The organism is Cognatiyoonia koreensis (assembly GCF_900109295.1).
Classification (GTDB): Bacteria; Pseudomonadota; Alphaproteobacteria; order Rhodobacterales; family Rhodobacteraceae; genus Cognatiyoonia; species Cognatiyoonia koreensis.
The window spans coordinates 792,287-805,234 of record NZ_FOIZ01000002.1 but is presented as its reverse complement, the minus strand read 5'-3'; the positions used below and the strand labels follow the sequence as shown (position 1 = coordinate 805,234).

The 12,948-nt window shown below is 57.7% G+C and carries 13 protein-coding genes and 1 tRNA gene; 9 read left to right on the top strand and 5 right to left on the bottom strand.

Annotated elements, in window-relative coordinates; all coding sequences use genetic code 11:
* Positions 1–98 precede the first annotated feature (98 nt).
* Positions 99–1,265, top strand: a complete 1,167-nt coding sequence (locus tag BMY44_RS15540; RefSeq protein ID WP_089996800.1) for a nucleotide sugar dehydrogenase — start codon at positions 99–101, stop codon at positions 1,263–1,265.
* Here BMY44_RS15540 and BMY44_RS15535 read toward each other — a convergent pair.
* From BMY44_RS15535 to BMY44_RS15520, 4 genes are all read right to left on the bottom strand, one after another.
* Positions 1,262–1,894, bottom strand: a complete 633-nt coding sequence (locus tag BMY44_RS15535) for a YjbF family lipoprotein (RefSeq protein ID WP_089996798.1) — start codon at positions 1,892–1,894, stop codon at positions 1,262–1,264. The two genes, BMY44_RS15540 and BMY44_RS15535, sit on opposite strands and share 4 nt — an antisense overlap.
* On the bottom strand, positions 1,891–3,984 hold the full coding sequence (locus BMY44_RS15530; protein ID WP_207510563.1) for a YjbH domain-containing protein: 2,094 nt from the start codon (positions 3,982–3,984) through the stop codon (positions 1,891–1,893). Before BMY44_RS15530 ends, BMY44_RS15535 begins: the two co-directional genes overlap by 4 nt.
* Before the next feature lie 189 nt (positions 3,985–4,173).
* The gene (locus BMY44_RS15525; protein ID WP_089996796.1) at positions 4,174–4,461 is read right to left on the bottom strand and encodes a hypothetical protein; all 288 of its coding nucleotides are present in this window, start codon (positions 4,459–4,461) and stop codon (positions 4,174–4,176) included.
* Positions 4,462–4,758: 297 nt separating this feature from the next.
* Positions 4,759–4,834, bottom strand: a tRNA-Lys gene (locus BMY44_RS15520).
* Positions 4,835–4,930: 96 nt separating this feature from the next.
* On the opposite strand from BMY44_RS15520, the gene dapF reads away from it, so the two are divergent.
* From dapF to BMY44_RS15495, 5 genes are all read left to right on the top strand, one after another.
* Positions 4,931–5,743, top strand: coding sequence for a diaminopimelate epimerase (gene dapF, locus BMY44_RS15515; RefSeq protein ID WP_089996794.1), 813 nt, complete (start codon positions 4,931–4,933; stop codon positions 5,741–5,743).
* Positions 5,740–6,981 carry a tRNA (N(6)-L-threonylcarbamoyladenosine(37)-C(2))-methylthiotransferase MtaB gene (mtaB, locus tag BMY44_RS15510; protein ID WP_089996792.1) on the top strand — a complete coding sequence of 414 codons (1,242 nt, stop codon included), beginning with the start codon at positions 5,740–5,742 and terminating at the stop codon, positions 6,979–6,981. The genes dapF and mtaB overlap by 4 nt, the downstream gene beginning before the upstream one ends.
* Before the next feature lie 42 nt (positions 6,982–7,023).
* Positions 7,024–7,653, top strand: coding sequence for a glutathione S-transferase (locus BMY44_RS15505; protein ID WP_089996790.1), 630 nt, complete (start codon positions 7,024–7,026; stop codon positions 7,651–7,653).
* 16 nt (positions 7,654–7,669) lie between these two features.
* Positions 7,670–8,272: a glutathione S-transferase family protein gene (locus tag BMY44_RS15500; protein ID WP_089996788.1), complete on the top strand. Its 603-nt coding sequence runs from the start codon at positions 7,670–7,672 to the stop codon at positions 8,270–8,272.
* Between the two features lie 133 nt (positions 8,273–8,405).
* Positions 8,406–8,942, top strand: a complete 537-nt coding sequence (locus BMY44_RS15495) for a hypothetical protein (RefSeq protein WP_131801621.1) — start codon at positions 8,406–8,408, stop codon at positions 8,940–8,942.
* Here the strand turns inward: BMY44_RS15495 and BMY44_RS15490 are convergent.
* Positions 8,939–9,595, bottom strand: coding sequence for an outer membrane protein (locus BMY44_RS15490; protein WP_089997202.1), 657 nt, complete (start codon positions 9,593–9,595; stop codon positions 8,939–8,941). The two genes, BMY44_RS15495 and BMY44_RS15490, sit on opposite strands and share 4 nt — an antisense overlap.
* 533 nt (positions 9,596–10,128) lie before the next feature.
* Here BMY44_RS15490 and petA point away from each other — a divergent pair.
* The 3 genes from petA to BMY44_RS15470 are packed head-to-tail and all read left to right on the top strand — an operon-like array spanning position 10,129 to position 12,919.
* Entirely contained in the window at positions 10,129–10,686 is a 558-nt protein-coding gene (gene petA / locus BMY44_RS15480; RefSeq protein ID WP_089997201.1) for a ubiquinol-cytochrome c reductase iron-sulfur subunit, read from the top strand.
* A gap of 11 nt (positions 10,687–10,697) precedes the next feature.
* On the top strand, positions 10,698–12,041 hold the full coding sequence (locus tag BMY44_RS15475) for a cytochrome b (protein ID WP_089996782.1): 1,344 nt from the start codon (positions 10,698–10,700) through the stop codon (positions 12,039–12,041).
* An 11-nt stretch (positions 12,042–12,052) separates the two neighbouring features.
* Positions 12,053–12,919, top strand: coding sequence for a cytochrome c1 (locus BMY44_RS15470; RefSeq protein WP_089996780.1), 867 nt, complete (start codon positions 12,053–12,055; stop codon positions 12,917–12,919).
* The last annotated feature ends 29 nt before the right edge of the window (positions 12,920–12,948 follow it).

Below are 12,948 nucleotides of genomic sequence, written 5' to 3'. Positions count from 1 at the left end.
CGGGGAACCGGCGCGGGCGGACCATCTCGAAAATAATCCCTAGCCCTTATCCCGTGGGTCCGTTAGCAGATTGGACCAACTAGTAAGGACGAAACATCATGAAAATCGCGATTGCCGGGCTCGGTTATGTGGGTTTGTCCAACGCTGTTTTGCTTGCGCAGCACAACACTGTGGTCTCGGTTGACGTGGCCATTGACCGTGTGGCGGCCGTCAACGCGCGGACCTGCCCGATTTCTGACCCCGAGATGGAAAGATTTCTGGGAGAGCATGATCTGGATCTGACAGCGACTACGGATGCGCAAGACGCCTATCGCGACGCCCGCTTTATCATCATCGCCACCCCGACAAACTACGATGCCGTCACGAACAACTTCGATACCTCCTCGGTTGAAGAGGTGATCGCAACAGCGCACAACACGAACCCGGACGCGACGATCATCATCAAATCGACGATCCCCGTCGGATTCGTCGAACGGGTACGCGACGAATACAACACAAACCGGATCATGTTTTCGCCGGAATTCCTGCGTGAAGGGCGTGCATTGCATGACAATTTGCATCCCTCCCGCATCATCGTCGGCGACACGACCGACGACGCGCGCAGCTTTGCAAATCTGCTTCTTGACGGGGCCATCAGCAAAGACGTCGAGGTTCTTTTTACGGGACCGTCCGAGGCAGAGGCCATCAAGCTCTTCGCCAACACCTATCTGGCGATGCGGGTGGCGTTCTTCAACGAACTGGACAGCTATGCGATGTCGCGGGGGATGGATAGCCGGCAGATCATTCAGGGGGTCTGCCTCGACCCGCGGATCGGATCGCATTACAACAATCCATCCTTCGGTTACGGCGGCTATTGCCTGCCCAAGGACACAAAGCAGCTTCTGGCGAACTATTCCGAAGTGCCGCAAAACCTGATTGCCGCGATTGTCGACGCGAACCGGACGCGCAAGGGCTATCTGGCGGACCAGATCATCGCGATGAAACCTAGGATCGTCGGCGTTCACAGGCTGGTTATGAAGGCCGGATCAGACAATTTCCGGCAATCATCGGTGCAAGGGATCATGAAGCGGATCAAAGCCAAAGGGATCGAAGTGATCGTCTATGAACCGGCGCTTGCGGATAATACGTTCTTCGGCTCTCGGGTAATCCGCGATCTTGATGCGTTCAAGGCCGAGGCCGAAGTGATCATCGCCAACCGCCATACCGACGATCTGGCAGATGTGGCCGAGAAGGTCTTTACCCGCGACCTGTTCGGCGCTGATTAACGCACGACCCGCGTCGATATCGGCCCAAGATAGTCTCCGGCCCACTGGCGCGATTGCACAATCCGGCCCCGACCGTCCACCCAATAGAGGTTGCGAAAGTTTTCGGTCAGGCTGCTGCAATCCTCTGACATCAGCTGAGTCTGGACCGGTCCCGTATTCAGGGTCGTTTCACGTGGCCCCTCATTGAAGATGGCACAGCGATAGGTGCGAACGACCGTGCGGTCATTACCCGTCAGGAATGTGTGAAACCGGTCAGCGAAACCGTTCTGGCGGGCACTGATCAAGGCATGACTTTGCGACAGTTCAGACGCAAGAAGCCCGGCACCAAGACCACGGGTGCTGTGCAGCAATCCGTTTTCCAACGTGATCGTCGTGTCATCCGCGCTCAACCATGTTTCGAACGCCCCATCGCGCATTTCCAACAGCACCGCACCCGTCTGCTCCCGGCTCGCGATACCGATCTGCAAAGTCTCAGTCTGGCGCTGCCGCAGGGCTGCAAAACGGGGGGATTGAAACGATCCACCGGTGAACTGGCTCAGAACCGCCGAAGACAGGAGTGTCTCGTCCGTTGGTGCGTTGCCGCAACCAGCAAAAAGAATGAACGCCAATGCCGCGACATGTCTGATCATCGCAGATAACGCCCCCAGCTGTCGGCAATCGACGTACCGCGATAGTCCTGCACGACGCCATACAGGCGGTTATTTACGGAAAGGCGCGCGCCACCGTCACGCAGGACAGGCTGGATCGTCTGGCTGATGCTGCTTTGCGACGCTTGGCCCAGCAGCCAGGACACCGGCATCTCAACGCGAATACCCTTGTCAAATGACCCTTCGCCAAATTCGTCGAACGGCACGTCCGTCAGGGTGAAATAGGCCCCTACCTTGAACCCGTTGTTGAATTCGCGATCTACCGAAACAGTCGCGCCCCAGTCGCCCGCCAGATAGCGACCCACATCAAGCTGGGTCACGAACCCGTTGCCCAAATCGTAATAGGCGGACGCGTGACCCGTCACGACGTCATAGTCCTGAAAGCCGAACAACATGTCGAAATCGCGCTGGCGGGCATAATTCAGTTCTGCGCCCAGCGCGAGCCGGCTGCCGTTGGGATACCACAAGAGTTCGCCCGATACGCCGCCATACATGTTTTCCAGATATCCGGCAGTGACCCGGGCAAACATGTCTTGCGCAGGGCGGTACATGTACTCCGTCGTCAGCACATTGACCTCAAAGTCGGACTCAATCGCATAAAGCACCGCGTCGGACCGGACCCGCTGGATCTTGGAATTCGACCTGCGTGTTGCATCATCAATGTTGCCGGCAACCGGATAGCGAAAAGAGCCATAGAACGACAGACCCGGGCTTGGCCGATAGGTCAGGTCAAGCTGTGGGCCTGTTTCGGCACGCAGCGGCGCATCAGGATCAAAGAAGGAAAAAGAGAAAAAGGGCGATATGCTGTAAGAAAAGACCGGAAATGCAGCGTCCAACTCGCCACTGCGACCGATCCCGATGGGATCGTCGATCGCGGCGCGGGCAAAGGTGCGCCACGCCCCGTCGTAGTGATACTGCAGATCTTCAATATCGCTACGCGCCGTTCTGACACGGGTCACTGGCACACCGTTCTGCTGAAACACGACAGCGAAATTCTCATAACTTGGGGCCAGTGTATTCGCCATCACGCGCGTCGCACGGCCAGCAGCTTGCGCACTGGCGTCCCAACGCTGGTTCTGGACCCGGATCGTGGCCTGATCTCCACGCAGACTGACACCCTGTAGCACGAATCCTTCAGATCGCAGGTTCTGCGCAAGCTGGGCTTCCACGGCATCCGGCTGTCCGCTGACGTTCCAGCTCGCCGCGGCGACACTGCTGCGCGGCAGAATCGGCAGCGGTGCGGGATCGCGGCTGCCCGGCACAGGCCGTTCAGCTGGATTGATCACGTAACTCAGCTGCGCGCCCACCTCTGTTCCACCGATTGCAAACGCAGTCAGGTTCAATCCACTGTCGAACTGGTAATTCAGACCAACGTTCCAAGGGGATTCAACCGAAATCGTGTTGCGCTGCGTTTCTGAGGTGTAAAGATCGGGCGAATATTCAGCGACCACCCGGAACGAGTCAGTCGCCTGATAAGAGACCCCGAAAAACGGCGAGACATCGCCACGAAACCAGTTGCTAGCATCAAGCTGACCAGTCGTTTCGATCCCGCCTTCATCGGCGCGCGGTCGGGTTTCAAACCGCTTGTCGATAAAGCCGAAAGGTGAACCCATCGCATTACGCCCTGCAAGACGCCCCCAACCAAGCCCGCCCGTCACCTGCAATTGCGGCGTCAGGGTCTTGGTCGCAACGACGTATTCGCTTTGATAGATGCCGGTGCCGCCGAAATCGCGCAAACCGATCCCGATCGCAGGCAGATAATCGGTTTCATCAAAGGCCTGAAAATGAATGTCGAAGTTCCGGTCGAACCGGTCAGGTTGGCGCAATCCGCCATAGCCTTCGATGATGATGTACCGAAAAGAACCGTAAACACGGGGCAAAACCTGAAATGTCAGCGTTTGACGGGTGTTCGCCCCGAACTGGCTGTAAGTCAGTGCAATCTCGCCGTCATCCAGCGTTTGTGCCGTCGGCAGGTCCACAAGGCCCGGTGTGCCGTAAGTGGTCAATTGCTGGCCCATGGCGGGCAGCGCCACGCCAAGTCCAAGAAACAGAGAGCAAACGACAGATCTCATGCGCTGCACGGCCCAACCTGTTTGAACAGTGACAATCTATAGATCACCTGTTGTCCCCCGTCTTGCCCGGACGCGCCCGACACGTTGCGGTCATGGCTTGTTTTGGCACAGGATAGAATGTTGTCAGCCAAAACGAAAGATGCCCCGAACATCCGTCCGGAGCACCCCTATCACGCCATCAAAGACGGATCAGTCTGTTGTACCAGTGGTACTGGTTGTCGTTGTGGTATTGTTGTTGTTTCCACCACCGCCACCACCGGAGATGGCAAGAACACCAAGTACAGCGACTGCAGCAGCAGCCGGTGCCAGAGTCGCAAACTCAGCTCCTGTACCTGCAGGCGGAAGCAGCACAGCGCACTCATCTTCCTGCGCGTTAGCGGGATCGTTACAATCAATCGGCGGAAGTGCGTCTTGTGCAAAGCTCGGCGTTGAAAGTGCAACCAAGGCGGCTGCGGCAATAAAATATTTCAGAATCATAACAGCGCTCCAAAAATCGGTTGATATTTCTTACCACAGTCGCGGTTTGGATGAAATAAGCAAGAATCATCACAGAAAAATCGGCAGATTTTCGGTTCTTGGACGAAAAAGGCAGATTGAATTGCCGATTGCGCGTCACGTTGCCCGAAACAACATCAGCGCTGGGATGGCATCAGCCCGAATAATCCCGGACACGTATCACGCATGAAACCTACGTAGCCCTGTTGTCACAAAGCATTCGGCTTCAAGCGTTTGCGCTCACGATTACGCGCATCCTGCGAAAAAATCAGTGAAAAGTGGTGAGCCGTGCAGGATTCGAACCTGCGACCCACTGATTAAAAGTCAGTTGCTCTACCAACTGAGCTAACGGCCCACTAGGGGGGCTACTTAGAAACACCGCACGGCCCGGTCAACCCCGTAATTGCGTTCTGTCTGGAATAGTTAGCCCAACTCCCCTATATCCGCGCGCATGGGCCAAACCGACACGACATATCTGCCGTTCATGAAGATGCACGGGCTGGGAAACGACTTCGTCGTCGTGGACGAACGGGGAATCACCCCGCGCGTCAATCGTGACATCGCGGTCGCCATGGCGGACCGGCATCGCGGGATCGGATATGACCAGCTGGCTGTGCTGTCCGACACAGATGGCGCGGACCTGCACCTGACATTCTGGAACAGCGATGGGTCCCAATCGGCAGCCTGCGGGAACGCAACGCGCTGCATTGCGCGGCATGTCATGGATGAGACCGGCCAAGCAGCGCTGACGATCAAGACCGGACGCGGAACGCTACAGGCGAAAGACGCCGATGGGCTGGTATCTGTCAACATGGGGCAGCCGCAGCTGGACTGGCAGGATATCCCCCTAGCGCGCGCCACGGACACGCTCCACCTGCCCCTGGAAGGACATCCGACCGCCACTGGCATGGGCAATCCTCACTGCACATTCTTTGTGGATGATGCCGATGCCGTGGACATCAACACACAAGGCCCGCGTTTCGAATGTGACCCGCTTTATCCTGAACGCACCAACGTGCAGTTCGCTACGGTGACCGGCAAGGACCGGATCCGGATGCGCGTCTGGGAACGCGGTGTCGGCGTAACGCTTGCGTCCGGCTCGTCATCCTGCGCGACCGCTGTCGCCGCAGCACGCCGGGGACTGACGGGCAAAAAAGTGCAGATCGACCTCGACGGCGGCACGTTGTTCATTGACTGGGCCGACGACGGTGTCTGGATGACAGGCCCGACGGCGCATGTATTCGACGGGCAGTGGCGGCTATGAAACCGCCCGTATTTTCAAATCACGGGTGCCGACTGAACGCCTACGAAACGGCGGCGATGCAGGAACTGGCGACAAGCGCGGGGCTGCAGAACGCTGTGGTAGTAAATACGTGCGCGGTCACAGCCGAAGCCGTGCGCAAGGCCAAACAGGATATCCGCAAGCTGCGGCGCACCCATCCGGATGCGAAACTGATCGTCACCGGTTGCGCCGCACAGACCGAACCGCAAACCTTCGCCGACATGGGTGAAGTAGACGTCGTGCTCGGCAACACCGAAAAGATGAACCCCGGCACATGGTCCGGCCTGATCGGTGAAACCGAACCGGTCCAGGTCGACGACATCATGTCCGTCACAGAAACAGCCGGCCATCTGATCGACGGGTTCGGGACTCGCAGCCGCGCCTATGTGCAGGTCCAAAACGGCTGTGACCACCGCTGCACGTTCTGCATCATTCCTTACGGACGGGGTAACTCGCGCTCTGTTCCGGCAGGCGTCGTCGTCGAACAGATCAAACGGCTTGTCGACAAAGGGTTCAACGAAGTCGTGCTGACTGGCGTCGACCTCACCTCATGGGGGGCAGACCTGCCGTCTGCTCCCAAACTCGGCGACCTCGTGATGCGGATCCTGAAATTGATCCCCGACCTGCCGCGTCTGCGGATCAGCTCGATCGACAGTATCGAAGTGGATGAGAACCTGCTGCAGGCCATCGCGACCGAACCACGTCTGATGCCGCACCTGCACCTGTCGCTGCAACACGGGGACGACCTGATCCTCAAGCGGATGAAACGGCGGCACCTGCGTGACGATGCGATTCGCTTTACGGAAACTGCCAGTAAACTGCGCCCGGATATGACCTACGGGGCAGATATCATCGCAGGCTTCCCGACAGAAACAGATGCGATGTTCGAAAACGCGCTGCGGCTGGTAAAGGACTGCAACCTGACATGGCTGCACGTCTTCCCCTATTCCGCGCGGCAAGGCACACCCGCCGCACGGATGCCTGCGGTCGATGGGCCGACGATCAAGGCGCGCGCTGCCGCGTTGCGTGCTGCAGGAGATGCGCAGGTCCAGGCGCATCTGCAAAACCAGATCGGTCAGACACATGCGATCCTCATGGAAAATCCGCGCATGGGACGCACACCGCAATTCGCGGAAGTGACGTTCGACAGCGACCAACCCGAAAGCCAGATCATCAAAGCAACAATCAAAAGCGCGACCTCAAAGCGGCTCGCCGCCTGATTATCATCTTGCCTGAAATACTCCCGCCGGAGGCGTCCACAGATGCAACCCACACCGATCCTCTGGTCCTTCAGGCGCTGTCCCTACGCCATGCGGGCCCGGCTGGCAGTGCAAAGCGCAGGTATTCGGACAGAGATTCGGGAAATTCTGCTCAAGGAAAAACCGGCGGCGTTTCTGAAAGCGTCACAATCAGGCACGGTACCTGCGCTGGAAGCAGATGAAACACTGGACGAGTCGCGCGACATCATGGTCTGGGCGCTACGCCAGCACGACCCGGATCGCTGGCTTGACATGCCCGACGCGGGTCATGCGCTGATCGACACGAACGACGGGCCATTCAAGGCAGCGCTGGATCACACCAAATACGCGGTACGCTTCCCTGATCTCGATCCGGAACAGGAACGGGCCAAGGCCAGCACATTCCTGACCGATCTGAATGACCGGCTGGCGCACAATACCTACCTTTTCAAGGCGTCACCCGCCTTGGCCGACATGGCGATCCTGCCCTTCGTGCGACAGTTCGCCAACACAGATCGGGCCTGGTTCGATGCGCAAGCGTGGCCGCATCTGATCCGGTGGCTTGATACTTTCTTGGAAAGCACGGCCCTCAAGAAGATCATGGCGAAATACCCCCCTTGGCAACCGGGCCAAACGCCTGTTCACTTCCCCTGAAAACAAGGAGTCCCCGATGCAGCTGATCATGTCCCCGACGTCACCCTATGTGCGCAAGGTGCGCGTCATGATCCGAGAGGCTGATCTGACCGATGTCATCGAAGAAATCGAAGTCAGCACTACGGCCTATGCGCCAGACACCAAAGCGGTCAGCGCCAACCCGCTCGGCAAGATCCCGACCCTGCTGCGCAGCGACGGACCCGCAATCTATGACAGCCGGAACATCACGCGCTTTCTGGACGACTACGCCAATGCGAACCTCTATCCCGCTTCGCGGCTCTGGGAAATCCTGACGCTGGAGGCGACGGCAGACGGTATCAAGGATGCGACCGTTTCGATGGCATACGAAGTACGGCTCCGGCCCGAAACCGAACAATCGCGCGACTGGATCGAAGCCCAATGGGTCAAGGCCGCGCGGGCGATCGACACGATATCCGAACGTTGGATGAGCCACCTTCAGGGGCCACTCAACATGGGGCAGATCGCGACGGCCTGCGCGCTCTCGTATGTCGATCTGCGGCATGATGCGCGCAACTGGCGCGATGGACATGCTGCGCTGGCAGACTGGCATGCCGCATTTTGCGAACGGCCGTCGATGGCAGAAACGGCTCCTGCCTAGAACCTGCCAATATTTTGCCCCAAACCTCTGCTAAATCAGGGGAATGGACCCGCTGTCGCGCCTTCTAAACTCAGTTTCCGTCCGAATCGCGCACTTCCCGCGATTTCCGGCGTACAAACTGCTGCCCGGAATTGTGGCAGCCTTGCTTTGCGTCCTGTTGGCGATTGCCAACGGCGGCACACTGGAAGGCGGGCATATGGTCGTTGCCTTTGCGCTTGCCCTGATTCTGCAAAGCAACATGTCGCTCTATCTGATGTCATTGAACCGGACGAGCATGTTCGGCACCCGTAAACACTGGATCATTGCCGGTTTCGTGCAACTGGGTGTTCTGGGTCTGCTGACATCAATGTCCGATTTCACCTGGTGCCAGCACGCGATCACCGTCGTCGCAATCATTGCTGCGCTGCGGTGCGTCCCGGGGATGCTGCAAAGCGATGAAGCCTTGGCAGCAGAACGCTGGTCACAGGAAGATTTCTCGGGGTTCCGCCCCCAGCTCTGCATCGGCCTGTTTCTGCTGTTCGGTGCCTACGCGGTCATGAACGAGATCTTGATAAAGACGCTGTCGGCACAGGACTGGCTGGTGCTTTGGATGTTCCTGCCTGTCATCCACTTCTATGCAGCCGTGATCCTGATCGATACGCTGATGATGTCCGCCAAAAAGCGCGCCTAGAACCGGAAGCTGACACCGACGTTCAACGCATTTGTGATGACATTGGTTTCCAACGTCCCACCTGAATCCAGATCGGCGGTATTCATCGAATAGGTGCCCTTGTATTCACCAAACACAGACCAGTCGTCGTTGATGGGATAGCTTGCACCCGCGATCCACGTCGCGGCAGGGCCGGTCAGTTGGTATCCGGCGGTCTCTTCCGCACCTTCGTACTCGACTTCGACGTGCGGAATGGCGACACCAACACCACCACCCACGTAAGGCGTCACGTTGCCCCACTGGTTCTGCCAGCGGCGATAAGCGTTCACAGTAAGCGTGTTCAGCCCGTCGGTAAACTCAAGCCGGTCAAAGCCATCGGGAAGATCACCCTCTTGCGGGTAAATCTTGGTGTGGGTGAAATCGAGGCCATATCCGAAGGTCGGTGAATTCCAGACCGTCGCGCGAAGCCCGTAATAGGGCGGCGGTTCAAACGACCGACCTTCCCACCCGATAAAGTAATCATCTGATGGAATCACGTCATCACCACTGATGATGACATCCGAATGCGGCGCGCTTTGTGCCCCGCCATAAAAGCTCAGCTCGACCTCTGCCACTGCGGCCACGGGGGCGCAGATCAGGCAGGCCAGAAATGTGGTCGTGGTGAAACGCATCATCGGGTCCATATTCAGTTAATCTCAGAAGTAGTGTGTATATGCGTTTGCCTCAACCCCAAGCAGGTCAGGAATGATCAAGATTTCGCCAACAGTACGCGCGTTGGAAAGGATTCGGCACCATGACCGCAATATGCGGCCACGCGCCGCAGGTTCTGCGGGCAAAGCATGGCGCAACGCCGACGAACCAGAATTGCCGGCTGGCGACCCCTCGAAAACGGCGCGCACAACATCGGAAATGGGATTCACAAGGGTTGTCCACTATGCCAGCCAGAAAATGCGTTGAGAATCAGAAAGTTACAATTGTCGCGTGGATTCCACCGTTAGCCGAACACCTTCATGAGCATCCGCATTTGTTTACGAATAAAAGATCAAACGGGGTTATCTGCCTCTTTTCAGGGGGGCTGCGCGGGAATGTCCGCTGGACGCCCCTGTATTTGGTAGCTAAATAGCCCCCAACTGGACGACAGGGCCCTGTCGCCTATGTCGAACCGTGCCCGGCCGCAAGGTCAGCACATCAAACGGAGATGCTTCTCGTGTCAAATGCAGACGACCACCAGGGCACACGCCGCGACTTTCTGTATTATGCCACCGCCGGTGCCGGCGCAGTGGTGACAGGCGCCGCAGTTTGGCCACTTGTAAACCAGATGAACCCTTCGGCGGACGTTCTTGCGCTCGCCTCGATCCGCGTTGACGTCAGCGCTGTTGATCCTGGAACGCAGATCACCGTGCTGTGGCAGGGGAAACCGGTGTTTATCCGCAACCGGACAGAAGAAGAAATCGCCGAAGCACGGTCTGTCGATGTCAGCGCACTGCCCGATGCAGACGCCAACAACGAAAACCTTGGCGAAGTTCCGGCAACAGACGAAAACCGCGCCTTGTCGGAAGACGGCACATGGTTGGTGCAGATGGGTGTCTGCACACACCTCGGCTGCGTGCCTCTGGGCGATGCGGGCGACTTTGGCGGCTGGTTCTGCCCATGCCACGGGTCGCACTACGATACATCCGGCCGGATCCGTAAAGGTCCAGCGCCGCGAAACCTGCCTGTGCCCGTCGCCGCTTTCGTCGACGAAACAACGATTCAACTCGGTTAAGGAGAAGACCCATGGGTGGAATTCCTCACGACCATTACGAACCGCAGTCCAGCTTTGAAAAGGGGATGCAAAAGCGTCTTCCTGTGATCGGGCTTCTGTATGATACGATCATGATCCCCACGCCAAAAAACCTGAACTGGATGTGGATCTGGGGCATCGTTCTGACATTCACATTGGCGCTGCAAATCATCACCGGCGTGGTGCTGGCAATGCACTATACACCGCACGTTGATCTGGCATTTTCTTCTGTTGAACACATCATGCGTGACGTGAACGGCGGACATATGCTGCGCTATTTCCACATGAACGGGGCCTCCCTGTTCTTCTTTGCAGTCTACCTCCACATTTTCCGCGGACTTTACTACGGATCTTACAAGGCCCCGCGCGAAGTGACGTGGATCATCGGTATGCTGATCTATCTGCTGATGATGGGCACAGCCTTTATGGGTTACGTGCTGCCATGGGGACAGATGTCGTTCCACGGGACGGCGGTTATCACCGGGCTTTTCGGTGCGATCCCGTTCATCGGTGACAGCATCCAGACATGGTTGCTTGGCGCATCTGCGGTCGGTCAGCCTGCGCTGAACCGGTTCTTCTCGCTGCACTACCTGCTGCCATTCGTAATCGCAGGCCTTGTTATCGTGCATATCTGGGCTTTCCACACCACGGGCAACAACAACCCGACCGGTGTCGAAGTGCGCCGCACAAGCAAGGAAGACGCAGCCAAAGACACGCTGCCGTTCTGGCCCTACTTCGTGATCAAGGACCTGTTCGCGCTGGGCATCATCATGGTGCTGTTCATGGCTGTTGTCGGGTTCATGCCGAACTACCTTGGCCACCCTGACAACTACATCCCGGCGAACCCGCTGGCGACACCATCGCACATCGTGCCCGAATGGTACTTCCTGCCATTCTACGCGATCCTGCGCGCCTTCGATAACGAAGTCTGGCTGGTGATCTTTGTCGAATGGATTTCCTTCGGCATCATCGATGCAAAATTCTTCGGTGTTCTGGCGATGTTCGGTGCGATTGCGGTGATGGCCTTGGCCCCTTGGCTGGATACATCCTCTGTCCGGTCCGGCCGGTACCGCCCGATGTTCAAGGTATGGTTCGCGCTGCTTGTGGTCGACTTCATCGTGCTGATGTGGGTCGGTGCACGTCCGGCAGAAGGGATCTATCCCTACATTGCGCTGATCGCATCGGCCTACTGGTTTGCGTATTTCCTCGTGATCCTGCCACTGCTCGGCGTGATCGAGAAACCGCTGCCACAGCCGGCAACAATCGAAGATGACTTCAACGCGCACTACGCGCCGAAAGTCGGTGGCACCAAAACCATCGTCAACCCGGCCGAGTGAGGAAAGGACAAATGAAGATGTTCCGCAAACTCACCACTTCCGCCGCCGTGGCGCTTGCCCTTACTGCAGGGCACGTCAACGCTGCCGAAGTCGAAGTCGAAATTGAAGACTATGCATTCTCGTTCGAAGGGCCATTCGGTTCCTTCGACCAGATGCAGCTCCAGCGCGGTCTGCAGGTATACACAGAAATCTGTTCTGCGTGCCACGGACTGGAACACGTCGCATTCCGCAACCTGCATGACGAAGGCGGCCCAGCCCTGCCCGAAGACCAGATGCGGGCCTATGCCGAATTCTACGAAGTGTTCGATCCCACGCTCTTTGACGGCGAAGGCGACTTCCGCCCGGCAACACCGGCAGACAAATTCCCTGCCGTGACATCGGCAAACGCACCCGATCTGTCCCTGATGGCCAAGGCGCGTGCTGGTTTCCACGGTCCTTACGGCACTGGCATCAGCCAGTTCGTAAACGGGATGGGCGGTGCCGAATACATCGCATCACTGCTGACGGGGTATCACGAAGAACCTGAATGCGCGCTCGAAGGCGAACCGATGGACGGCTACTATAACGTGGCTTTCGCCAACGGTGGCTTCCCCGAAAGCTGCAAGGACGACCATGGCAAGCACAAGGTGCCCGGTTCATGGATCGGGATGGCACCACCGCTCTACGGTGACGACGTTGAATTCGCCGATGGTCACTCGACAGATCTTGAAGACGTCGCAATGGATGTATCCGCCTTCCTGATGTGGACGGCAGAACCAAAGATGATGGCTCGCAAGCAGGCAGGCCTGACCGGCGTCTTGTTCCTGACAGTGCTTTCCGTACTGCTCTATCTGACGAACAAGCGTATCTGGGCACCGCACAAACACAAGAAAGACTAAGGTCTTTCAATCCAAAGGCCCGCCCCTCC